The organism is Paenibacillus enshidis (assembly GCF_042136365.1).
In the GTDB taxonomy this organism is placed as follows: Bacteria; Bacillota; Bacilli; order Paenibacillales; family Paenibacillaceae; genus Paenibacillus; species Paenibacillus enshidis.
On sequence record NZ_JBHHMI010000020.1, the window covers coordinates 45,412 to 67,298 of the forward strand.

Annotated in this window: 19 protein-coding genes and 1 pseudogene; 13 read left to right on the forward strand and 7 right to left on the reverse strand. The window is 48.3% G+C overall.

Translation table 11 applies throughout. The features are described from left to right. The first annotated feature begins 19 nt into the window (after nucleotides 1-19). The 5 genes from ACE41H_RS18825 to ACE41H_RS18845 all read left to right on the forward strand — a co-directional run bounded on the left by ACE41H_RS18825 (nucleotide 20) and on the right by ACE41H_RS18845 (nucleotide 7,012). Nucleotides 20-829 carry a response regulator transcription factor gene (locus tag ACE41H_RS18825; protein WP_375357104.1) on the forward strand — a complete coding sequence of 270 codons (810 nt, stop codon included), beginning with the start codon at nucleotides 20-22 and terminating at the stop codon, nucleotides 827-829. Between the two features lie 211 nt (nucleotides 830-1,040). Then, the gene (locus ACE41H_RS18830; RefSeq protein WP_375357148.1) at nucleotides 1,041-1,895 is read left to right on the forward strand and encodes an ABC transporter permease; all 855 of its coding nucleotides are present in this window, start codon (nucleotides 1,041-1,043) and stop codon (nucleotides 1,893-1,895) included. Between the two features lie 2 nt (nucleotides 1,896-1,897). Then, nucleotides 1,898-2,767 (forward strand): carbohydrate ABC transporter permease, encoded by an 870-nt coding sequence (locus ACE41H_RS18835; RefSeq protein WP_375357105.1) that lies wholly within the window; start codon nucleotides 1,898-1,900, stop codon nucleotides 2,765-2,767. 13 nt (nucleotides 2,768-2,780) lie between these two features. Further along, nucleotides 2,781-4,352 (forward strand): type 2 periplasmic-binding domain-containing protein, encoded by a 1,572-nt coding sequence (locus ACE41H_RS18840; RefSeq protein ID WP_375357106.1) that lies wholly within the window; start codon nucleotides 2,781-2,783, stop codon nucleotides 4,350-4,352. Continuing rightward, nucleotides 4,349-7,012: a glycosylhydrolase-like jelly roll fold domain-containing protein gene (locus tag ACE41H_RS18845; protein ID WP_375357107.1), complete on the forward strand. Its 2,664-nt coding sequence runs from the start codon at nucleotides 4,349-4,351 to the stop codon at nucleotides 7,010-7,012. The genes ACE41H_RS18840 and ACE41H_RS18845 overlap by 4 nt, the downstream gene beginning before the upstream one ends. 96 nt (nucleotides 7,013-7,108) lie before the next feature. On the opposite strand, the gene ACE41H_RS18850 is transcribed toward ACE41H_RS18845, so the two are convergent. The 3 genes from ACE41H_RS18850 to ACE41H_RS18860 form a co-directional block, all read right to left on the reverse strand. After that, the gene (locus tag ACE41H_RS18850; protein ID WP_375357108.1) at nucleotides 7,109-8,251 is read right to left on the reverse strand and encodes a toxic anion resistance protein; all 1,143 of its coding nucleotides are present in this window, start codon (nucleotides 8,249-8,251) and stop codon (nucleotides 7,109-7,111) included. Nucleotides 8,252-8,319: 68 nt separating this feature from the next. Next, a complete protein-coding gene (locus ACE41H_RS18855; RefSeq protein WP_375357109.1) occupies nucleotides 8,320-10,011 on the reverse strand; it encodes a vWA domain-containing protein in 1,692 nt (563 codons plus the stop codon). A 12-nt stretch (nucleotides 10,012-10,023) separates the two neighbouring features. Next, complete coding sequence (locus tag ACE41H_RS18860) at nucleotides 10,024-10,767, reverse strand: hypothetical protein (RefSeq protein WP_375357110.1); 744 nt, start codon at nucleotides 10,765-10,767, stop codon at nucleotides 10,024-10,026. A 144-nt stretch (nucleotides 10,768-10,911) separates the two neighbouring features. Between ACE41H_RS18860 and ACE41H_RS18865 the strand changes: the two genes are divergently transcribed. Genes ACE41H_RS18865 through ACE41H_RS18875 form a run of 3 tightly spaced genes read left to right on the forward strand, consistent with a single transcriptional unit; the run spans nucleotide 10,912 to nucleotide 13,316 of the window. Then, on the forward strand, nucleotides 10,912-11,253 hold the full coding sequence (locus tag ACE41H_RS18865) for a carbohydrate ABC transporter permease (RefSeq protein ID WP_375357111.1): 342 nt from the start codon (nucleotides 10,912-10,914) through the stop codon (nucleotides 11,251-11,253). Between the two features lie 56 nt (nucleotides 11,254-11,309). After that, a complete protein-coding gene (locus ACE41H_RS18870) occupies nucleotides 11,310-12,323 on the forward strand; it encodes a Gfo/Idh/MocA family protein (RefSeq protein WP_375357112.1) in 1,014 nt (337 codons plus the stop codon). Nucleotides 12,324-12,341: 18 nt separating this feature from the next. Further along, nucleotides 12,342-13,316 carry a Gfo/Idh/MocA family protein gene (locus tag ACE41H_RS18875; RefSeq protein WP_375357114.1) on the forward strand — a complete coding sequence of 325 codons (975 nt, stop codon included), beginning with the start codon at nucleotides 12,342-12,344 and terminating at the stop codon, nucleotides 13,314-13,316. Between the two features lie 114 nt (nucleotides 13,317-13,430). Here the strand turns inward: ACE41H_RS18875 and ACE41H_RS18880 are convergent, their stop codons facing one another. Beyond that, a complete protein-coding gene (locus ACE41H_RS18880) occupies nucleotides 13,431-13,808 on the reverse strand; it encodes a MerR family transcriptional regulator (protein WP_375357116.1) in 378 nt (125 codons plus the stop codon). A gap of 35 nt (nucleotides 13,809-13,843) precedes the next feature. On the opposite strand from ACE41H_RS18880, the gene ACE41H_RS18885 reads away from it, so the two are divergent. Continuing rightward, nucleotides 13,844-14,578, forward strand: coding sequence for an SDR family NAD(P)-dependent oxidoreductase (locus ACE41H_RS18885; protein ID WP_375357149.1), 735 nt, complete (start codon nucleotides 13,844-13,846; stop codon nucleotides 14,576-14,578). Nucleotides 14,579-14,637: 59 nt separating this feature from the next. Further along, nucleotides 14,638-14,943, forward strand: coding sequence for an alpha/beta hydrolase (locus ACE41H_RS18890; protein WP_375357150.1), 306 nt, complete (start codon nucleotides 14,638-14,640; stop codon nucleotides 14,941-14,943). Between the two features lie 62 nt (nucleotides 14,944-15,005). On the opposite strand, the gene nspC is transcribed toward ACE41H_RS18890, so the two are convergent. Both nspC and ACE41H_RS18900 read right to left on the reverse strand, forming a co-directional pair. Further along, complete coding sequence (gene nspC / locus ACE41H_RS18895; protein WP_375357118.1) at nucleotides 15,006-16,133, reverse strand: carboxynorspermidine decarboxylase; 1,128 nt, start codon at nucleotides 16,131-16,133, stop codon at nucleotides 15,006-15,008. A gap of 1 nt (nucleotide 16,134) precedes the next feature. Then, nucleotides 16,135-17,373, reverse strand: a complete 1,239-nt coding sequence (locus tag ACE41H_RS18900; RefSeq protein WP_375357120.1) for a saccharopine dehydrogenase family protein — start codon at nucleotides 17,371-17,373, stop codon at nucleotides 16,135-16,137. Nucleotides 17,374-18,019: 646 nt separating this feature from the next. Here ACE41H_RS18900 and ACE41H_RS18905 point away from each other — a divergent pair. Beyond that, nucleotides 18,020-18,424, forward strand: a complete 405-nt coding sequence (locus tag ACE41H_RS18905; RefSeq protein ID WP_375357122.1) for a hypothetical protein — start codon at nucleotides 18,020-18,022, stop codon at nucleotides 18,422-18,424. Nucleotides 18,425-18,559: 135 nt separating this feature from the next. On the opposite strand, the gene dapA is transcribed toward ACE41H_RS18905, so the two are convergent. After that, nucleotides 18,560-19,456: a 4-hydroxy-tetrahydrodipicolinate synthase gene (dapA, locus tag ACE41H_RS18910; protein ID WP_375357124.1), complete on the reverse strand. Its 897-nt coding sequence runs from the start codon at nucleotides 19,454-19,456 to the stop codon at nucleotides 18,560-18,562. Between the two features lie 111 nt (nucleotides 19,457-19,567). Between dapA and ACE41H_RS18915 the strand changes: the two genes are divergently transcribed. Both ACE41H_RS18915 and ACE41H_RS18920 read left to right on the forward strand, forming a co-directional pair. Continuing rightward, nucleotides 19,568-20,440: a LysR family transcriptional regulator gene (locus ACE41H_RS18915; RefSeq protein ID WP_375357126.1), complete on the forward strand. Its 873-nt coding sequence runs from the start codon at nucleotides 19,568-19,570 to the stop codon at nucleotides 20,438-20,440. A gap of 126 nt (nucleotides 20,441-20,566) precedes the next feature. Continuing rightward, nucleotides 20,567-21,824, forward strand: a pseudogene (locus tag ACE41H_RS18920) (IS1380 family transposase). Nucleotides 21,825-21,887 lie beyond the last annotated feature (63 nt).

Genomic DNA, 21,887 nt, shown 5'->3' on the forward strand with positions numbered 1-21,887 from the left:
ACGGAAAGGGTGAGCTGAAATGAAAATGGTTATCGTGGATGACGAAAAAGGCATTGTGGACGGACTTCATAAGATGATCGGCCGTTACATTCCCGAATGTGAGATGATCGGTACAGCTTATAATGGTCTGGATGGATTCAAACTGATTCTGGAGCGGCAGCCGGACATTGTGATTACAGATATCCGCATGCCTCAGGCAGACGGTCTGGAGATGATCCGGATGCTGAAGGATGAGGCCTGTCATGCCAAATTTATTCTCTTGAGCGGGTATGCGGAGTTCGAATATGCCCGTAAAGGCATGCAATTGGGCGTTCAGTTCTACATCAACAAGCCGGTGGAAGAAGAGGAGCTGCAGGACTGTGTTTACAAGATGATGGAGGCCATCCGCTCTGAACGGGCCAGGCAGCAAGAGGTACACAACTTAAAGCAGCAGGTGCACAACCGGATGGTGGAGAGTGCATTTCGAGATCATATGGATGCTGGTGGCGATAACATTCCCCGAAAGAAGGATATTATTACGGAGATCAAGGAGTATGTGACGAAGCATTACAGCGAACCGATCAGCCTGGCGGATTTATCCGCCCGTTTCTTTATCAATCCGTATTATTTGAGCCAGCTGTTCAAACAAAAGACGGGGGAGACATATCTGAACTATTTGGCACAGACCCGGATCAATAAGGCAAAAGAGCTGCTCATCAGAACGGACTTGAAGGTCTATGAAATATGCCAGCAGGTCGGTTACTCTGATGCACAGCATTTTGCCCGCTTATTCGAGAAATTAACGGGATGCAGGCCAAGCGAGTACCGTAAAAACCCGCTCAGGGAATAATCATGATTCGTCCTTTCGCCGTTCTGCAGGCGGGAGGATTTTTTTGTATAGCTAAAAAATGGCCCGGTGAAAACTTAAAAACGTCCCTTTGTGCGTTTGGCTTCCCGAAAGTATAGTGAATGTAAGCGAATACATCAAGCGCACACAGGGGGGATCAAAATTGAAAAGCAGTTCTGCTCATCATTTAAAAGTTTTCTGGCCATTGTATGTGATGGCGCTGCCAGGGATTATTTTTCTCATGGTATTTAAATTCATTCCGCTGCTTGGTGCTGTCATCGCCTTCAAGGACTATTCGGTTTTCCAAGGGTTCATCGATAGTCCCTGGGTAGGTTTCAAACATTTTAGTACGCTGCTTCACCATCCGGACTTTGCCCGCGTGTTCGGCAATACACTCATGCTGGGATTTTTCAAGCTCTTCGTGATTTTCCCGGTGCCCGTTTTGCTGGCACTGATGATCAATGAGATTCGAAAATCGGTGTTGAAGAAAGGAATCCAGACCGCGCTGTACATTCCGCACTTTTTATCCTGGGTGATCGTTGGCGGTATTCTCTTCGATTTCTTTTCGTTAAGCGGTTTGTTCAACATGATCATCGGGTGGTTTAGTCAGGAAGCTGTGTTGGCCATGCAAGAAAGCGCATACTTTAGGCCTATTTACGTGCTTGCTTCGATATGGAGAGACGCCGGATGGGGAACGGTGGTGTATATGGCCGCCATTAGCGCGATCGATCCGCAGCTCTATGAATCGGCGATGATCGACGGTGCCTCCAAGCTCAGGCAAATCCGCCACATTACATTTCCGCTTCTTTTGCCTACCGTTCTGGTACTGTTCTTGCTCGAAATAGGCAATTTCCTCGATCTTGGCTTTGATCAAGTATACAATCTGCTCACTCCGATGACCTATAACGTAGGAGATATTCTGGATACGTATGTGTTCCGGACCGGCATTCAGCAGGGGCAGTACAGCTTTGCTACGGCGGTAGGGCTGTTTCAATCGGTGATTGGATTTATGATGGTGTACACCTTCAATAGGCTGTCGAAGAAAGTGTCGGATGGGGGGTTATGGTAGATATGCTTGAATCGAGAGGGGAAAAAGTATTCGTTACAGCAATCACCGTCTTTCTCATCCTGTTTTCTATCATAGCAATCATACCGCTCCTGTCCGTAATCGCGACCTCGTTCAGTTCCAAAAGTGCTGTGGACATGAACCTGGTAACATTATGGCCGAAGCAATTTACGTTTGACTCATGGAAGCACATTATCGACCGTCCCGACTTATGGAAATCGTTTTTCCTGACACTCGGCTCGACAGTAATCGGAACGGTATTGGCACTTTTGATGACCGCCTTGTTCGCATACCCGCTGTCGAAATCCGAGTTCCGCTGGGGCTCTGTCATTATGGTGGGTGTTGTGATTGCCATGATCTTCAAAGCGCCTATCGTGCCATACTTCCTGACGGTCCGCAGTATCGGCCTTTATGATAATCCGCTAGTTTTGGTCGTGCCGCATATTTTGAATCCATTCAATTTAATCATCATGAGAACCTTCTTCAAGCAATTCTCCAAGGAATTGGAGGAAGCGGCCTTGCTTGAGGGCTGCGGATATTTCCGCATGCTGTTCCAATTTGTGCTTCCACTGTCCAAGGCCGTACTGGCAACCCTTGCTTTATTTTATGGTGTGGTGTTGTGGAACCAATTTCAGCATCCGCTTTTTTTCCTGCAGGATCCTAACTGGTTTCCGCTGCAGATCAAGATCCGGCAGTTCATCACCGACGATAACGTCATTATGGCTGGTGCCGCATCAACGTCTAACCTTAACTATAACGAGCGGACCTTAAGAGCGGCGACCGTTATTTTTGCCATCATTCCAATTATTTTGGTGTATCCGTTCCTGCAGAAATATTTTGTCAAAGGAGCCATGATCGGCTCCGTTAAAGGGTGAAGGGGGAGAAAAGATGAATTTCAAAAAGATTGGATTATTATTAACGGCAGGTATCCTTGCAATTACTACTGTAAGCGGTTGCAGCGGATCCGGAGGCTCATCAGCTGCTGACCAGAATGAGTCCTCTGACGGAGTTGTCGATATTGAAGTGTGGGGAACGAACATCGGTTATCAGCCGGTCACCAAAGGCAGCAAGCTGTATGAATTTTATAAGGAAAAGCTTGGTGTGGGTGTTATCCATCCGTATGTGGAATGGAACGGGGGGACCAACTACCTGAATCAGTTAAATCTGAAAATCGCCGCTAATGAAATGCCGGATATGTTCATACCCCAGCAGGGCATTGAAGACAATTTGGCTAAAAACGGTGCGATCGCCGACCTGACAGAACTGCTGCCAAAATATGCACCCAATGTATTGAAGGCCATCCCGGAAGATATGTGGAAGGTGGTCAAGGCGAACGACCCTACCGGTCAGGGAAGAATCTATTATATCCCCGGTGTGGTGGAATACGGAAGATACGCCGGCATGATCCGCCAGGATTGGCTCGACAAGGTGGGTCTGCCGATGCCGAAGACCCAGGATGAATACGTAAAGGTGCTGGAGGCATTCCGGGATCAGGACCCCAACGGCAACGGACAGAAGGATGAGCTCCCAACAGGTGGCCGGGAACAGGCACGCTGGATGGATCATTTGTTTGCCATGTACGGGGTTGCCATGTTCGAAGGTTATCCGGAATGGGACATCTACGATGGCGAGCTGACTTATTCCGCAGTGACTCCGAATATGAAAGCGGCTTTGGAGTTCATCGCCAAGCTGTACAAGGAAGGCTTAATAGACAAGGAATCGCTGTTAAACACAAAGGATAAGTGGGACGGAAAGATATATTCGAATAAGGTAGGCAACTATTTCCATTGGGTAGAACACGGGAACCTGGTTTTTGAAAATTTGTATAAAAACACTAGTGTGAAGGCTGAATTCGAAGTACTTCCCATCCCGGAAGTGCCGGGTTATAAAGGCTTCTACACGATGAAAAAATTTGCTCCTCCTCAATGGGTTGTCAAGAATAATAAGGATGAGATAAAGCTGATGGCCACCCTGAAGCTGCTGAACAATATGTATGATAAGAAAAATTGGAAGGATCTGTTCCTTGGTGTGGAAGGCATGCACCATACGATGAAGGACGGCAAAGCCGTCAAGCTTCCTGATGACAAGAGCACTCAGGAGAATCTGATTCTTAATCCAGTTACGAGCGTTTCGACACTGGATATGATGATTGATCTCACCAATAGCAGCGCATCGGAAGACAATAAGTGGGCCATTGATCAGGTCACCCGGAATATGAAGGAAGCTCAGAAGTACGCCAAAGAAATAGCAGGTGACGGTCTGCCGGCCAGTGTGTATGAAGGCTTCCCGGACATTAACAATCGTACGCTGTACGTGGAATATGCCACCAAGATTATCCTCGGGCAGTATCCGATCAGTAAGTTCGACGAATTCGTCGACAAGTGGAATCAAACGGGGGGTGAAGAAGTTACGAAGCGTGCCAGGGAATGGCATGAGAAAGTGAAGAAGGGGCAATCATGAGAAATCGTCTAATGGAAGTGCTTGCGGGTCAAGAACAAAATTATATTCTTCCTTTTCTCTGGCAGCATGGCGAGGAAGAACAGGCGATTCGGGGAGAGATGGCTCGTGTGCATGAAGCCGGAATCGGGGCCGTTTGCGTGGAGTCCCGCCCCCATCCGGACTTTCTCGGACCGAAATGGTGGACGGATATGGATATTATTATGGAGGAAGCCCAGGCGCGCGGCATGAAGGTATGGATTCTTGATGACGATCATTTTCCAACAGGACATGCGGGAGGCAAGGTGAAGGAGGCTCCGGAAGAGCTTCATCGGTTGTTTTTGGGTGAACGTTATATCGATACCCTCGGTCCTGCCAAGGGAGCATCTCTGTTGCTGGATACCTTACTGATGTGCGGGCTTCGGCCGACCATCTCGCATAGCCAAAACGCGAGTGGCAAAAACAAGCTGATTTCAGTTGTCGCGGTACGCCGTAATCCATCCAATGGAGCATTGCTCAGTGACTGTATCGACATCACTGAACTTGTACATGACGGTATCCTTTATTGGGATATCCCTGAAGGCTATTGGCGAGTATTTATTATTTCAGAAAATAAGCATGGCGGCAGTAAAGAGCAGAAGGATTATTTGAACCCGCTGGATCGGGATTCCGTTCGTATTTTGCTTGATACGGTATATGAAGCTTTTTACGAACGGTACAAAGTGGATTTCGGAAAGACATTTGCCGGTTTCTTTTCAGATGAACCCGGATTTTACAATGATGAGAAAACCTTTGACTTCAATTCTAAACCCGGAAAACAGGGAGTGACGCTTCCGTGGAGCCGGGAGATGCCAGCTTTGCTTGAACAGGCGTTAGGTACGGACTTTCGTAAGCTTTTATATCTTCTCTGGCAGGATGTTGGAGAACAGTCGAATATCGTGCGGTACGCCTATATGGATATTGTCAGCAAGCTCTACGCGGAAAACTTCTGCAGCCAAATCGGAGCATGGTGCAGAGCCCGCGGGGTAGAATACATCGGGCATGTACTGGAGGACAACAATGTTCATGCAAGGCTTGGCCCCGGCGCCGGACATTTCTTCCGCTCGCTCTGGGGGCAAGATATGTCGGGCATCGACGTGGTGCTGTGGCAGATCGTTCCCGGCTTCGATGAATTGTCTTTCCGCCAACCAACGGGAGAGACGGACAGCGAATTCTTTCACTATGGCCTCGGCAAGCTTGGTGTGTCTCTTGGACATATCGATCCGAAAAAACAAGGCCGGACGATGTGTGAAGTGTATGGGGCATATGGCTGGACGGAAGGCCTGAAGCTGATGAAATGGCTCACAGACCATATGCTCGTTCGGGGTGTCAATTATTTTGTACCGCATGCCTTTACCCAAAAAGCTTTTCCGGATCCGGATTGTCCACCACATATGTATGCGAGCGGGAAAAATCCACAGTACCGTTACTACAAGCATTTAAATCGCTATATCAATCGGATTAGTCACCTGATTTCGGGCGGAAGGCATGTGGCGACCGCAGCCGTTCTATATCACGCTGAAGCCGAATGGTCCGGGGAGGCGATGTATTTTCATAAGCCCATGAAGAAATTGATGCAGCATCAGATCGACTGTGACGTTCTTCCTGTTGATGTTCTTTTGGAAACAGCCAGCGTGAAAGACAACAAGCTGTATGTAAATCAGGAGGATTACGAGTGTCTGATCGTGCCTTATGCAGAAGCTCTTCCTGCGTCGATGGTGCGGCGGTTGGTCCAGTTTGCCGAACAGGGATTACCCGTCCGTTTTGTTGACGGGCTGCCTGTACGATCGAGCGAGGGCATGGATGTTTCTGACGAGCTGTCTTGTCTTGCCGGTCACCTGAATGTGAAGGTGACTACCCTAGACAAACTGGCACAAGAACTGATTGTAGATGGACATTACGATATTGACGTCGAAACATATGAACCATACCTTCGAAACTATCACTATCTTCATGACGATTTGGATGTTTTTATGTTCTTTAATGAACACCCTCACCGAATCATCCGCACGAAGATTGTATTACCCGTCGAAGATGGTGTATATGCTTATGATGCCTTTCAGAATCAGTTGACCCAATTGAATGTGAACAGGGAGAGGGACAGGAATGCTGTTGAGCTTATTCTTCATCCCTATGATTCCATCGTACTGCTCCATGGAGATGTTATTAAAGGTTTTGCTGCTCTGCCGCAGCTTATTTTAAGGTCGGTTCTTGAGCTTCAAGGCGAATGGACTGTTTGTACCGCAGATGCCGAACATTATCCTCATTTCACGGAATGGGGAAAACTGACGGCCTTAACGAACATGAGTGGTCCTGATGAATTGCCACGGTTTACTGGCACTTTTCGTTATGAAACGGAATTTGAATGGAACGAATCCGCGAACCAGGCACTGCTGGATTTGGGTAAGGTCTATGAAACGGCAGAGGTATGGTTAAACGGCGAGCCAATAGGTGTCCGCATTTGTCCGCCTTACCACCTGGAGATCAACGGTCTGTTAAAGAAAGGCAAAAACAAGCTGGTCATCGAGGTTACAAATACACTGGTGAAAGATCAGCGTGACTTCTTGTCGTCCTTTGCACAGCAGGAACCAAGCGGACTTATCGGCCCGGTCCGGGTAATAAGCACCATGATGTCCAAAGCTTGAAAGCCATCGAACTTAGTTATGCCCAGGCTATTCCAAGGGTTGACGCATCTAAAGGGATTCGATATCCCAAAGAGGGGCCTGCTGCTCTGTTTGAGCCTACAACCCGAGCTTCTGGCCCTTCTCCAGACGCCGGATCTGCTGCTCACCAGTGTCTGCCAGCTCGCGAAATTGATCAATCGTCTGCCGCATACGCGGAAGCGCCTCCTGCTTATAGGTGCTGATCGAGTCGAGCGCTGCCAGAACATCGCTGAAGGCCTGCTTCATCGTGTCTACGGAAATGCTGGCCTCCAGCGCCTGCTTCTGAATGTCTGCCCCCTGGTTTTTGAGCAGCCGGGAGGTGCCGGAGATCAGATTATTAGTCGTCTGATTCAGCAGCTCAATCTTCTTGAGCACAATCTTCTGATTATAAAGCGCGCTGGCTACGGTAACGGCGATCTTCAAGGCAGACACCGTTACGTTCTTTGCACGATCGACCCCGCGAATCAGTTCCTTGTTATTGCGGATAACCACTTCAATGGCCATGATTCCCTGTTGATTGACGACCAGCATCTGCTGCAAATCCATGACCCGCTGCCGGAGAGGGAACAGCACCTCTTCGGTAATGAAGCGGATTTTCTCAGGATCCTCGTCACGCAGCTTGGCTGCTTCAATTTGCGCATCTATGGACTCATCCATCAGCATGCCAAGCTGAATTTCCTTCTGCAATCTCTTGGTCAGCTCACGCAAGCTCTGCTGCTCAATCTCCAGCGTTGTATTATCATTCTTCAGGATAGCTCTGCCCTTATTCAGCGAATTCACGATATCCCCGATTACGGAATCGGCTCGTTCGAATTTCAGAAAGTAAGCGCGAAGCGGGTTGAACAATTTACCGAGCAGGCCTTTTTTCGCAAAATCAATGATACTCGGATCCAAATCCTTGAGCTGAATATGCAGCTCTGTCAAATCCTTGGCCACCTGACCGCCTTCGTCTCCGGTCTTGGACAAATGTCCGACAGACACCTGAAGCAGGGCGTTTTTCTTCGAGGAGGATCCCATCGTATTCAACCCGAAGCTCTCAATGGATTTCATAATTTCGCGGCGTTTATCCAGCGAATCCATGTCCAGTGTCATGATCATCTCTACATTGGATTTCGCCACAGCCTGCAGCTCGGCGACTTCGGCCGGAACAGGCTTCGTTTCTTCCTCAATCACTGCTTGAATCTCTTGTTCACTTGGGATTTCCATAGTAAATGATGACATATTAACTCCCCCTTATAAGCGTACGGACCTGCTCCCGATCATCAGACGGCGGATAGGTTGTTATGCAATTACATCTGCACGTTAAACAGATTGCCGATCTTGTAAACTACATCGTCGGTGTCTGCATTGATGCTGGCAGCCTCGTTAATACTGGAAATCGTTTGCAGAGCGTCAAGATTCGCATTGTATCCGATCGTATAAATCGGAATCTTGTAGGCTTCGATCAGCTCACGGATTTCCCGCAGTGAATGACCTTCATTCGTCTCTCCGTCACTTAATACGAACAGGAGTGGTTTGACATTCGGATTCGATACCATGTAGTCCTCCAGCATCTTCAGACCGACTACAACACCATTGAGGGTCGCTGTCCCACCTCCTGCGGAAAGACTGCCTACCGAGCCTGCGAACATCGATTGCTGGTTGGTATCATATTTGGCAATCGGCAGCTGTATGGTCACATCACTTGAATAGGAGACAAGACCGATACTGTTATCAGCCCCCAGATATTTCTGTCCTTGAATGAGAGATTCCCTTAACCGGTTCAGGGGTTCTCCATCCATACTTCCTGACACGTCCGTCACGAATACGGCGGCAATGGGGCGACCGCTGTTTTTCTTCTCTTTCCATACCTTCTGGGCAGCAAGCAGTGTACTGCCATCGATCCCGTCCAACTCTGAAGTATAATCCTGGAGACCGTTAAATCCGAATTTCTCCGCAGACTTCTGATATTTTGCCTGGGTCACGAATTCTCCGAATTTGCGGAGAATATCCTTCTTCTGCTTCGGCAGGTCCCCCAGAGCATACAGGGGACTGTCATGTCTTGAGCCAAACGGCGTAAATACATAGCTACCCTGCAGCTCCGGTGTGTTCACGAAGGTCTGGTACTCAAGCACAAAAGCATCCAGCCGTCCGGACTGGGCCGCTTCCCTCATTTGCAGCGTAGTCGAGGCAGTGAACGGAACGTTCGCCTGGAACTGCTCAAAGCGCTGTACAGCCTCCGGGCCGAGCGGCTTGGAGCTATCAAAGGAATTCAGGGCTGTAATAAGAAAATTCAAACCAGTGGAGCTGGCGAACGGATCGGTATAACCCATGGCCAGTTCATTTTTGTCAATGGCTTCGATGACGGTCTTCACATTTACGTCTCCATAGCTGGTTTTCAGACTGTCATACTTATTTTTGGAAATCACGATTCCGGGCACATTGCCGACAAGACGCTTGGTAATCAGTTCTGTCTTTACATTGCTGGCCTTGACCATGGCTCCCCACAATTCATTGGAAGGCGTAAAGCCGCCGGGCACGTACTTGCCTGATTTGATATAATCCGTAGCTGTCCCTGATGCGATATTGCGGATCTTTACGGAGATCGGCTTGCCGTTCACCGTGATCCTGGCCTTATTGAAGTCCTTCGCTGCTTCAGTCAGCCATCCGTCGACTCCGCTGCCGGATTTCTCGGTTGAGGAGAAGATTTCAACATACTGCGGCGTTGTATTCTCCACAGCCACTGCAAACTTGGATGTATCCGGCAGGGAGTCCGCAAGGTTCACCGGGTCCAGATCGATCTGTCCTTTAATCGGCTCAGCAACGGAGGGGGCAATATCGGTGTACAATTTGTTCAGCTTGCGCGAGGCCTGCTCCATACTTAACTGTGTATCCGTTTTTCCACTAATACTATTGAAAAAAGATATTCCGAAATATACCAGTCCGAACACGAGTACCAGCAAGAGGCCGGATACCAAAAAGAACTTGCTTCGCTTGGTCATGCTTGACCCTCCTTAATCTCTATATAGTTTGGTTTGCTTGATCAGAAGATCAATCTCCTTCATGCAAGGCATTTGTTCGATGTCCCCTTCCTCGAAGCTGTCCAGGCGTGAGATTTCAAGCATGAGCTGGTCCAACTTGAGCAAAATCTCCTCATTCGTATTCAGCGAGGTTTTGAGATAAGTCAAATAATCGCTGTAGACCTTGTTCTTCTTCTGAATCATCTCTGGTGAGAGGCCCTTGGGTCTGTTATTCATCATGCTGCCGTACTCGGCCTTGTCAAAGACATGCAGGCGATTCAGAATACTCCGGACATTCAAATACAGCAGCTTCTCCACCTCCTGAGCCACCGAAGCGAACTTCTTGTAGCTCATCTCCCCGGCTTCAAAACGGTGGTTCAGAACATTCAGGAAGGCTTCACGCTTCTTCTTCATCCGCTCCAATTGCGAAATGACAAGTGTAACGTCCTCTTCCAGAGCTTTAATGCTCTTATAGTAGTTCAGCGCTTTCAGGTAGTCCTCATGTGTCTCTATTGTTTTGACTGGTACCGCTGCAGGAGGTTTGAAGAAGGTCATATAGCAACCGTATAGGAGCACCAGAATATTCGCCACCACCCAGGTTACCGTAAACGCGATCCCCAATGGGCTTGTCTGAGCTCCTAGGTCAATCCACCCAGGCATGAACAGAAGGATATTCAAGAGGACCACAATGAAGATCAGTCCCAGTAGGTTTATGTATTTATTTCTGCTTAGTTTCACAAGCCTGCCTCCATTCAAACGTCTTCCAACGTGGACATACGCTCCTGCACATTTATCTCACCCCATTGTACTATAAAGTTCGTCTATAAAATGGAAATATGTGGATAATGATGGGCCGATGCTGAAATACCGGAAGGGGGGAGTTTGTTAGTACGTTATACGCATCCAAGAAAGCATACGTGTCATTTTACTTGTTTACAGAAAGGTTGGGGCATTCTCATCAGCGTCTGGAGCGGCATCGGGTACAGTGCTGTCATTCTACCGGCCGGATTGCAGGAAAAATCGAGTTCCTGTTACGAAGCAGCCGCGATCGACGGGGCAGGAAAAATACGCGAGTTGTTTCGGATAACACTTCCTTTACTTACGCTCAGTTTGCTATTTGTCGTCATGATGTCATTCATTAATTCATTTCAAATTTTTGATCTCATATACATTATTGTGGGAAAGCAGGATTCCAGCGTTATTTCATTGAAGGTATTGCGATGAGCGGCATTAAAGGATAATACAGGCAACAAAGGCTGAGCGACAAAGGAGATGGGGTTGTGATCAAGGTTGTGCTGATTGGCGCAGGAACGATGGGCAGTACACATGCCCATGCGTATGGACAGATGGAAGGCGTGCAAGTGGCAGGAGTGGTCGATATCCAGGCGGACCGGGCGCAGTCACTGGCAGATGAGGTGCATGCCCAAGCGTTTGCTTCTTACGAGGAAGCCATGTCTGCTCTGGAAGATGTCGATGTGGTGGATGTGTGCCTGCCTACTTATCTTCATAAATCCTATGTGCTTCAGGCTGCACAGGCGGGCAAGCATGTCATCTGCGAAAAACCGCTTGCACGTCATCTTGCGGATGCGGAAGAAATGATTGCGGTATGCAAGCAGCACGGAGTGAAGCTGTTTGTCGGGCATGTGCTGCGTTTCTTCCCTGAATATGTGCAGGCCAGGGCCATTGTAGAAGCAGGTGATCTTGGGGAGATCGGTGTCGTGAGGACTTCCCGGGGCGGCGCTTTTCCGCGGGCGTGGAACAATTGGTATGCAGACTATTCGTTAAGCGGCGGGCTGACGCTTGATATGATCATTCATGATTTCGATTATTTGCGCTGGTGCTTCGGCGAGGTTGACAGGGTATATGCCAAAAGTTTGCGCGGACGTGTATATGGGCAGACCGATTATGCGCTCGTCACACTGCGCTTCCAGAGCGGAATCATTGCGCATGTCGAAGGGACATGGGCGCATGAATCGTTTGCCATGAGTTTTGAAATCGCGGGGAAAAATGGGGTTCTTCATTTCGACAGTGCCCGAGATAACCCGATTACAGCCGTTAGCCGTAATGAGGTGCAGGGCGGACCGGGGGTCGCCGTACCGGAAAGCCCGCTTTGTGAAGGGACTTATTATCGTGAGCTGAAGCATTTCATGGATTGTATAACGACAGGATGCGAGCCGCAGATCACGGCGGAAGACGGCCTGGAAGCGCTGCGCATCTCGCTGGCCGCACTGGAGTCTATGGAAACGGGCAAACCTGTCACACTGATTCATAAAACTTCCGCACTGCAACATTAATCCTGAGGAGGCTGGACGATGAAGATCGGAATCATCAGTTTTGCGCATATGCATGCCTACAGTTATGCATCAGCATTAAAAAAGTTGAACGACGCCGTCCTTGCGGGCATTGCCGATGACGATGCTGCGCGTGGCGGGCCATTTGCCGAAACGTTCGATACGCAGTTTTACACCGATTACCGTGAGCTGCTGGAGCAGGATATCGAGGGTGTCATTGTAACGTCGGAAAATGTGAATCACAAAGAGCATGTCATCGCCGCTGCCAAGGCCGGCAAGCATGTGCTGTGTGAGAAGCCGCTGTCCACGAGTGTGAAGGATGCTGTCGAGATGATTGAAGCGTGCCGGCAGCATGGCGTCATACTGCAGACGGCTTTTCCGGTACGCTATAACTCCAGCATGGTAAGGGTGAAAGAAATGATCGATGAAGGCAGGATTGGACGCATCCTCGCTATGAGAGGCACAAACCGCGGACAAAATCCGGGAGGGTGGTTCGTGGAACATGCCTTGTCCGGCGGCGGGGCGGTCATGGACCATACCGTACATGTCGTCGACATTATGCGCTGGCTCACTGGATGTGAGGTTCGGGAGGTGTATGCGGAGATCGACAGCCATTTTTCCGATACCCCGATTGACGATTGCGGCATTCTGACGATGGAATTCGAGCACGGAATATTCGCTACGCTCGACTGCAGTTGGTCACGCAACAAAACTTTTCCAACCTGGGGAGATGTTACGCTGGAAATTGTCGGCTCTGAAGGAACGTTAAGCATTGATGCCCTGGACCAGAAGCTGCATGTGCATACCGATCAGCATGGATACCGGCACTCGTTCTGGGGTGACGATATGGATGAAGGACTTATCGCCAGCTTTGTCCGTGCCATCCGAGAGGGCAAAGCACCGATCACCGGAGAGGACGGTATGAGAGCCGTGGAGGTGGCGCTCGCCGCTTATCAATCCGCAAGGATTAAGGAACCAGTCGCTACCGGGCTGTAAGCAGCCGATTCTCACTTGTGGCGTTGTCATGGGTGAATCGGTGTGTAAAAGGGACTTGCACGGATTACGTGTAAGTCCCTTTTTTGTGTGGGTACAATGAAAAGCTTTGCGATTTTATGGCAGCTTTTCGAATTTATTATCCTGGGCATCGATTAACGCCAGCTTGTAATTGAGTTTTTCCAGCGTCTTCAGGAGAAGTGAGATTTGTTCCTCGACTTTGCTTTTCTGATGTGCCAGCATGATTCTTCTTTCCGGCAGTGTACTATCCCCGCTTTTATAAAGCTCCACATATTGTTTTATTTCTGCCAAAGGCAGACCTGTTGAACGCAGGGCTTGTACCATCTCTATACAATCGAGGTAGTGTTCATTAAACATGCGTACCCCGTTCGCATTTCGTTCAACAACCGGCAGCACGCCTTCTTTCTCATAAAAACGCAGGGTGTACGGAGAAATACCCATTTTTCGCGAAATTTCCTTAACCGTATAAGTCATAAGGTATCATTCACCGCCTGTCGGGGGATCAGAGCCTGGCAGCGGAATATCCCGAACGGATCTTCGTAACAGAGCTTGATGTTACCAATCCAGCCAGCATCGAGGCGGCGATTGCGGCAGGGGCTGCCCGGTTCGGCCGGATCGACACCGTTGTGAACAACGCTGGCGTCAGCATCGTCTCGATTTTCGAAGCGACCCCGATGGATGTCATCCGCGGGATTTTCGAGACCAATGTTTTTGGTGTCATGAACGTCATGAGGGCGATCACACCCTATTTTCGCGAGCAAGGCAGCGGGGCCATCGTGAATATCAGTTCAAGCGTCGGTTTTGCGGCAACTCCACTTTTGTCCGTTTATGTCGCGTCCAAACATGCAATCGAAGGGTTGACGGAATCGCTTTCGTATGAACTTGAATCGCAAAATATTTCCGTCAAGCTGGTGGAACCGGGAGCCATTCGAACCACGAGCTTTACCTCGAACACCATGTCTGCATCCCAGGATATGTCCATTCCGGCTTCATACCAATCATACTTTGATCATATGATGAACGCCATGATGAACTATCCGTTTGAAAATGCGGATGAGAAGCAGGTTGCGGAGCAGGTTTACAGCGCCGCCTGCGACGAGTCGGACCGGCTGCGTTATCTCGCAGGCCCGGACGCGGAAGAAATGGCTGAACTGAGATTTGCCCAGTCGGAAGAAAAATACTTGACTGTCATGAGGAAGCTGATGGGACAAGCAGCCTGGCGAAATAACCAAGACCAGGACTAATCCTTTCAAGCTTGATCACGAGTTCTCACAAACTTGTCACTTTAGCTTTGATCATTTTAATGATTACACTGTTAACAGAAAAAGGATGGTTGGTTATGGAAGAAAAGCTGCACCCTGAACTTAAAGAATTATTTTCAGTTTTGCCGAAAGTCATGTATACATACACATGTGTTGGTGACCTGGATCCATTTCGTGATGAAATCATCGATTATGTATTAAGGCTAACGCAGGCTGGTGTGCCAACAGAGTTTCATTTATATCCTGGATGTTTTCACGGCTTTGAAGAATACGCCCCTGCTGCCGAAATCAGCCAGAGATTTGTAAAAGAATATAAAGAGGCTTTAAAGCGAGCCTTACACCAATGAGAGGTTACTGAAGCAAAAACCGGATTCATATTCGAATCCGGTTTTCTTGATGCGCTGATCAATTAAGCCAGTCTCACTTTAAAATCCTGATAGCCAAATTCACGCACCACTTGGCAATCACCGTCTTTATGCTTTACTGCAATGGCCGGCAAGGCCATGCCGTTGAAGGTGTTGGTTTTCACCATGGAGTAAATCGCCATGTCGCCAAAAACCAATCTGTCGCCGCTCTTTAATGGCTGGTCGAAGGAATAATCTCCAATCACATCACCGGTCAGACAGGTTTGCCCGCCCAGGCGATAGGTGAATGGCTTCTCGCCAGGCTCACCTGAACCAAAGAGGGGAGGACGATAGGGCATTTCCAACACATCAGGCATATGGCAGGTGGCCGAGGTGTCCAGAATGGCAATCTCGATTCCGTTTTTATGAAGATCAAGCACCGATGTGATCAGATAACCTGCGTTAAGCGCAACGGCTTCTCCCGGCTCAAGATAGACTTCCAGACCGTATTTCTCCTGCATACGCTTAATGCAAGCTTCCAGTCTCGGGATATCATAATCTTCTCTTGTGATATGGTGGCCGCCGCCAAAATTGATCCATTCCATTTGCGGCAGCCATTGTCCGAACCTGGCTTCCACTGCGTTCAACGTGGTCTCCAGATCGTCGGAGTTTTGCTGGCAAAGGGTATGAAAGTGCAGTCCTGATACACCCTCCAGCAACTCCGAACGGAAATCCTCGCTCTTCACACCAAAGCGGGAGCCTGGCGAGCATGGATCATAGATTTCATGCCCCTCTTGCGTGGAGCATTCAGGATTGATGCGCAAGCCCACTTTTCTGCCGGCCTGCAGGGCTTTGTCTTTGAACTTTTCCAGCTGTGAGAAGGAATTGAAGATGATATGATCGCAAATGGATATAATTTCATCAATTTCATCCTCACGGTAAGCAGGGGCAAAGACATGGTTTTCTTTGCCCATTTCCTCATAACCCAGACGTGCTTCGAATAAACCGCTCGCGGTTGTGCCGCTCAAATATTTTCCGATGAGGGGGTACATGGTTGTCATGGAAAACGCTTTTTGCGCCAGCACAATCTTCGCTCCTGTACGCTGCATAACACCATTCAGGATTTTCAGATTTTTTTCGATAAGCTCTTCATCAACAACATAACATGGTGTAGGCAGTTCTTCGAATCGCATTTTAGCGAACAAGCTCCGATTCTTTTTCTTCTGCAGGCAGTTCGTCAACCAGCACCGGATTAAAGTCTTCTACCCACGGAAGTCCCCATTTGTTCAACTCTTCCATGAATGGATCCGGATCAAATTCTTCGATATTGAATACGCCCGGCTTATTCCACTTGCCAGTCAGGACCATTGCAGCGCCGATCATGGCAGGAACGCCAGTTGTATAAGAGATCGCTTGGGAGCCCACTTCTTTATAGCACTCCTGGTGGTCACAAATGTTATACACGTAGTAGGTTTTGTCTTTGCCGTCCTTTTTCCCTTTGAAGATACAGCCGATGTTTGTTTTTCCGACCGTACGTGGTCCAAGGGAAGCCGGATCAGGAAGTACAGCCTTCAGGAATTGCAGCGGAATGATTTGTTTGCCTTCGAATTCGATGGGCTCGATGGAAGTCATTCCTACGTTTTCAAGTGCCTTCAGATGTGTCAGATAGCTTTGGCCGAAGGTCATGAAGAACCGGATGCGCTTCAGTCCAGGGATGTTTTTGGCAAGGGATTCAAGCTCCTCATGGTACAGCAGGTACATGTCTTTTTCGCCGACTTCAGCGAAGTTGTACTCACGCTTGATTTCCATCGGCTTCGTTTCGATCCATTCACCATTCTCCCAATATCTTCCGTTCGCAGAAACCTCGCGGATATTGATTTCAGGGTTGAAGTTGGTAGCAAACGGATAGCCATGATCACCGCCGTTGCAGTCCAGGATGTCGATATATTCGATTTCGTCAAAATAATGCTTCAGCGCGTAAGCGGAGAATACACCTGTTACGCCAGGGTCAAAGCCGCTGCCCAGCAGGGCCGTGATTCCAGCTTGCTCGAAGCGCTCTTTGTACTCCCATTGCCATTTGTATTCAAATTTTGCCGTATCTTCAGGCTCGTAGTTTGCTGTATCCATGTAGTGTGTTTTTGTGGCAAGGCAAGCATCCATGATGGTCAAATCCTGGTAAGGCAGGGCCAGGTTCATGACGATATCCGGCTTCACTTCGTTAATCAAGGCAACCAGTTCATCCACGTTGTTAGCGTCCACCTGTGCAGTGGTAATTTTCGTTTTGCCGCCGTCCAGCTTCGCTTTCAGCTCGTCACATTTGGATTTTGTACGGCTGGCGATGCAGATTTCTTCAAATACTTCACTGTTTTGAACACATTTGTGAACCGCTACTGATGCTACGCCCCCGGCGCCGATAATAAGTGCTTTTGCCATTTCTCAATCCCCTAACTGTAATAGATTTGTTTAAAGCGGAATTCCATAACCATCGATACCAACGTGCGATCCGCACCTGCAATTTTTGACAACAAAAAAAGCAAGTGCAAAAACGCATCACTTGCGCATCACACTTGCTTCGATATAATCATTCATATTAAAAAAGCACAGGGTAACCCCGTAACAAAAGTATTCCGTATCCATGCATCATAAAAGCAGGACTTTTGTTAGAAAGCTTCTTAATATTCGGAATATATCAATAAAGGATCAGAGTCTATATAGCAAATAATTACTTTTACCACTCTTATTGATCGTTTCACAAGTTGATGTGCATATGCACTGGTTGTAAAGTAACCAACTTATAAAATTTGAGCTTTTAACTCAATCAATAAGGCAACAAAGTTGCCAATCGGCATTTGACCCGGCTGTCCGTATGGCCTTAACATCCTTAAGGAGTGGTCAAAAATTATCTGCTTGGAAAGATCCCGGATATTCAGAATATCAGCTTTCCAAATTTCATGCACTTCATATATTATCACATTCATTTGAGATTGCAACAAAAAATATTTGGATACCCAAGCATAATAACAGGGACGAGCATAGATTACTAAGAGATTCAACACAGTATCTAAGAGGGGGAGATGTAATGCGCAAGAAAAATATTCGTAGCTGCCAGGCCCCGCAGAACATTACTCTGGTTCAACGTCTGCAGCCGCTTGTGGGGCGGACGGTTACGGTGTTCCAGCCCGGACCTCTGTGGCTAACTAAGACGACAGGCAAGCTCACTAACGTGACCAAGTCCTCGTTTACAGTCGGAACCACGGTAGTCGCGGTCCCAACCTTCTTCTTTATCGTCCTGAACGAACGGGTTAAACGGACGAAGCCTTTTGAATTGATTGCCATCGCGGAAGGTATGGGCGAATTGCGGGGGTCTTTAATTCAGGTCGGTCGGGATTTCGTCGAGTTTATGCAGACTCCGGGCCGGAGTGTGCCTACTCTTTTTCCGTTAAATAAGTTTACAGAAGTGTTTTGGGAAGACGAGGAGGAGTAAGAATTCAACCAATCCGCGTGAAGGGCCATCCTATTGTGGGCTGGCCCTTCTTCCTGTTCATATCCGCGGCTTCCGATCACACACCGCCACGATGGATGCTCTCTATTTCATTGAAGTGACAGCAAAACTCGGTGCCTATCTATAAACGCTGGCGTCAGAGAGCACCTCCATTAATCTTTGTTTTACCCCCTCCGTTACGGGCATAAGCGGCAGACGTAACTGCTCATTTGCAATGATATCTTGCCGGGTAAGCAACCACTTGAGTGGAGCCGGGGCAGGCTCTTCAAATATATGATGGATCATGGGCTCCAGAGTCTTGAAGTCGTCTCTGGAGCCATGAATATCACCAGCAGCAAATCGCTGGTATATCTCAATAAAACGATTGGTGTGAATATTGGCGGATGCGAGCATTCCACCTGTGGCTCCCTGGCACAACATGGCATGGAAATACTCATCTTGTCCGCAGAGTACAGGTTTTGTCTCATACTCCATCAAAGCGGAGAGCAACTCAAGGCCGCCGGAGCTGTCCTTCAGTCCAATCACCCCATCGAGGTCCATTATTTTCCTCATGGTATCCACGGTGACTCGACTTCCTGTTCGAGCCGGGATTTCATACACAAGGACAGGTAAGCCGACCTGGGAAGCCATGCGAAAATGTTCCAGAATCCCTTCTTGTGTCGGCTTATTGTAGTAGGGAGTAACAACCATTGCTGCATCCGCCCCTAATTCAGCCGCCAATTCTGTGCGTTTAACCGTTGTGTAAGTATCGTTTGTACCCGTACCAACGACGATTGGAATTTTTTTCTGCATGCTTGTTAAGATGTCCTGCGTAACTTCAACCATCTGTTTTACTTCTTCCCATTGTACAGTCGGTGACTCTCCCGTAGTACCGTTAATGACCAGCCCCTGGATGTCATGGCTTACGAGATGGCTGACGTATTTATGAAACGACTGAATATCCAGTTTGTTGTCACTCGAAAAAGGGGTGATCACCGGTATGAAAATTCCATAAACGTTATGCTCTTTCATCATGATTAGCAAACCCTTTCAGTTGGAGTGAATTCAATGTAACATAGGAATTAGCATTATAGTTATCTATATTAAGCGATGGTTGTAATCAATATTTTTGATGAGGTGGTTTGGATGGACTTTACCTATCTTCAGACTTTTCGAGAAGTAGCGATACGTCAAAGCTTTACAAGAGCAGCAGAGGCGCTTGGTTATGCACAATCCAGTGTTACAACCCAAATTCAAAAGCTTGAGAAAGCTTATAATGTCAAATTGTTTGAGCGCTATAGCAATAATAAGATTCGGCTTACGTCCGCTGGGGAAGAACTATTTAAGCTTGCTGGGCAGATGCTGGAGCTGTTTGAGCAATCCAAGGAAAAGATGGCACAGCAGGGTGGGGGCTCAATAACCATCAGTACCATGGATTCTATCGCTTCTTATTTTCTGGCTTCTTATATCCAGGCCACCCGAAGAGAATATCCTAATCTGAATATAAGATTACATACGGATCGTGAAGAGGTCATTTTGCAGCAGGTTAAGGAAGGGGAAGCGGATGTAGGGCTTATATTGGCAGACGATGCTTATGATTCTAATCTAAAATGGCTTACCATTCGGGAAGAACCGCTTGTTCTGATTGTCAATCCAGGCCACCCGCTATTAGACAGACATAGAATCGAACTGAATGATCTGATGGATGCGGAGTGGATCATGCCTGAGCATACCTGCAATTATAGGCAACTGTTAGAGAGAATGCTTCGTGCAAACGGAATTGCTTATCGAGTTGGCCTCGAGCTCGGTAATCCGGAAGCGATCAAAAGGAGTATCAAAACAGGACATGGTATATCAATTCTGCCCCAAATGGCTGCCATAGAGGAGATCGAACGTGGAGAACTTAAAGTCTTGCCCTTTGAACATTCCGAACTGAAGCTGAAGATTCAGCTCGTTCTTCACCCCAGGAAGTGGGTTTCTAACCCATTGCGATTCTTTATGGATGGATTAAGAGTTTGAACCTAAATTTCGAAAGTACATCTGACTGAAAATATAAAAAAGGGCTCTAATCTTTGGTAGAATGGTGTTTGTCCAAAACATCACCCACAAAGAAAGGAGCACCTTTTAGGTGAGTCTACCACAACTATCAGCAAAATCAAGACCGAATTTTCCTTACAACATGCCACGAGCTTCGGCGGCATCAAAATCTTTCTGAACTATCTCGAAAAAATCAAGTTATCGGAGGCCATGCTGGGCCTCTCCAACAGCAACGCGCACAACGCGCTCTTTCCTCTGTACCGGATTTTGCTCTATCGCCTCGTCGGCTGGGTGCTTGGGTGCGAGCGGATTTTTCATTTTCGTCGCTTGCAACACGACGCCCTCCTGAAGCGATTTCTTGGCGGTCGCTGTCCACATAATACTTTGCTGTATAAAGAACTGGGCAGGCTCGGCTCTCGGCCTGAACTGGTGAGTGCACTGCGGGCGCTGAACCATGAAATCCTTCGGCCCTGTTTGCCGACGGATCTGATTCTCGACCTGGATTCCACCGTGGAGACCGTATACGGAAATCCGTCCGGCGCGGCCAAGGGAGTGAATTCCCATAAGCCTGGACGCAAAAGTTACCATCCCCTGCTGGCCTTTGAAGGCAAGACCCGCTTGAATCTGAATGCCATGCTCCGGCCGGGCAACACGCATTCTTCCACGGATGCCATCGCCTTCTTGCAGCAAACGTTTGAACTTCTCGGCGAACGTCAGGTGAAGTACGCCCGATTTGACAAAGGCTTCGGTGGCGAAGAATTCTACCGTCTCTGGGAAAGCAAAGGAATCGGTTATGTCGGCAAGATGAAATGGACTCAGCGGCTAGCTCAAGAAGTCCAGACCTGCCGGTATTGGACGCGATACGTCGACGAAGACTGGATTATCGAAGGGATCACTTTGATCTACCAAGCAACGTCCTGGAAGAAACCGCGTCGTGTGGTCGTCATTCGCAAAGCACAAGTGTTCGATGACGGCCAGAGCCGAGTCATGTTCGATACCGACTGGCAGTACGAAGCCATCGTCACCACTTTGAAATGGGAGCCCATCGATGTGTGGCGCTTCTACAATCAGCGTTGCTGCATGGAGAACTACATCAAGGAAGCCAAGAACGGATTCTCCATAGACCGCATTGTGACAAGTGATTTTAAAGCGAACGAACTGGACTTGCTCATCAAACTGCTCGCCTATAATTTGTTCGAGCGATTCAAACTGAGACTGCTGCGAACCGGTTCATCGTGGCTATACGATTGCCAGGTTCCGGCTGGAGTTCTTTCACATCGCAGCCACGCTTGTTCAGCATAGTCGATCGGTTACGCTCAAACTGGCAAAGGACTTCGTGGGGCAATACGCTTGGAGACGACTCTAAATACAAGTGGACCAGTTGGAATTATTCCTTCCACAATCTAACATGGAAACTGCGACGCCTCTT

Coding starts and splice junctions, on each gene's coding strand:
- ACE41H_RS18825 (WP_375357104.1), top strand. CDS start 20: ATGAAAATGGTTATCGTGGATGACGAAAAAGGCATTGTGGACGGACTT.
- ACE41H_RS18830 (WP_375357148.1), top strand. CDS start 1,041: ATGGCGCTGCCAGGGATTATTTTTCTCATGGTATTTAAATTCATTCCG.
- ACE41H_RS18835 (WP_375357105.1), top strand. CDS start 1,898: ATGCTTGAATCGAGAGGGGAAAAAGTATTCGTTACAGCAATCACCGTC.
- ACE41H_RS18840 (WP_375357106.1), top strand. CDS start 2,781: ATGAATTTCAAAAAGATTGGATTATTATTAACGGCAGGTATCCTTGCA.
- ACE41H_RS18845 (WP_375357107.1), top strand. CDS start 4,349: ATGAGAAATCGTCTAATGGAAGTGCTTGCGGGTCAAGAACAAAATTAT.
- ACE41H_RS18850 (WP_375357108.1), bottom strand. CDS start 8,251: ATGTCATCATTTACTATGGAAATCCCAAGTGAACAAGAGATTCAAGCA.
- ACE41H_RS18855 (WP_375357109.1), bottom strand. CDS start 10,011: ATGACCAAGCGAAGCAAGTTCTTTTTGGTATCCGGCCTCTTGCTGGTA.
- ACE41H_RS18875 (WP_375357114.1), top strand. CDS start 12,342: ATGAAGATCGGAATCATCAGTTTTGCGCATATGCATGCCTACAGTTAT.
- ACE41H_RS18880 (WP_375357116.1), bottom strand. CDS start 13,808: ATGACTTATACGGTTAAGGAAATTTCGCGAAAAATGGGTATTTCTCCG.
- ACE41H_RS18890 (WP_375357150.1), top strand. CDS start 14,638: ATGATTACACTGTTAACAGAAAAAGGATGGTTGGTTATGGAAGAAAAG.
- nspC (WP_375357118.1), bottom strand. CDS start 16,133: ATGCGATTCGAAGAACTGCCTACACCATGTTATGTTGTTGATGAAGAG.
- ACE41H_RS18900 (WP_375357120.1), bottom strand. CDS start 17,373: ATGGCAAAAGCACTTATTATCGGCGCCGGGGGCGTAGCATCAGTAGCG.
- ACE41H_RS18905 (WP_375357122.1), top strand. CDS start 18,020: ATGCGCAAGAAAAATATTCGTAGCTGCCAGGCCCCGCAGAACATTACT.
- dapA (WP_375357124.1), bottom strand. CDS start 19,456: ATGATGAAAGAGCATAACGTTTATGGAATTTTCATACCGGTGATCACC.
- ACE41H_RS18915 (WP_375357126.1), top strand. CDS start 19,568: ATGGACTTTACCTATCTTCAGACTTTTCGAGAAGTAGCGATACGTCAA.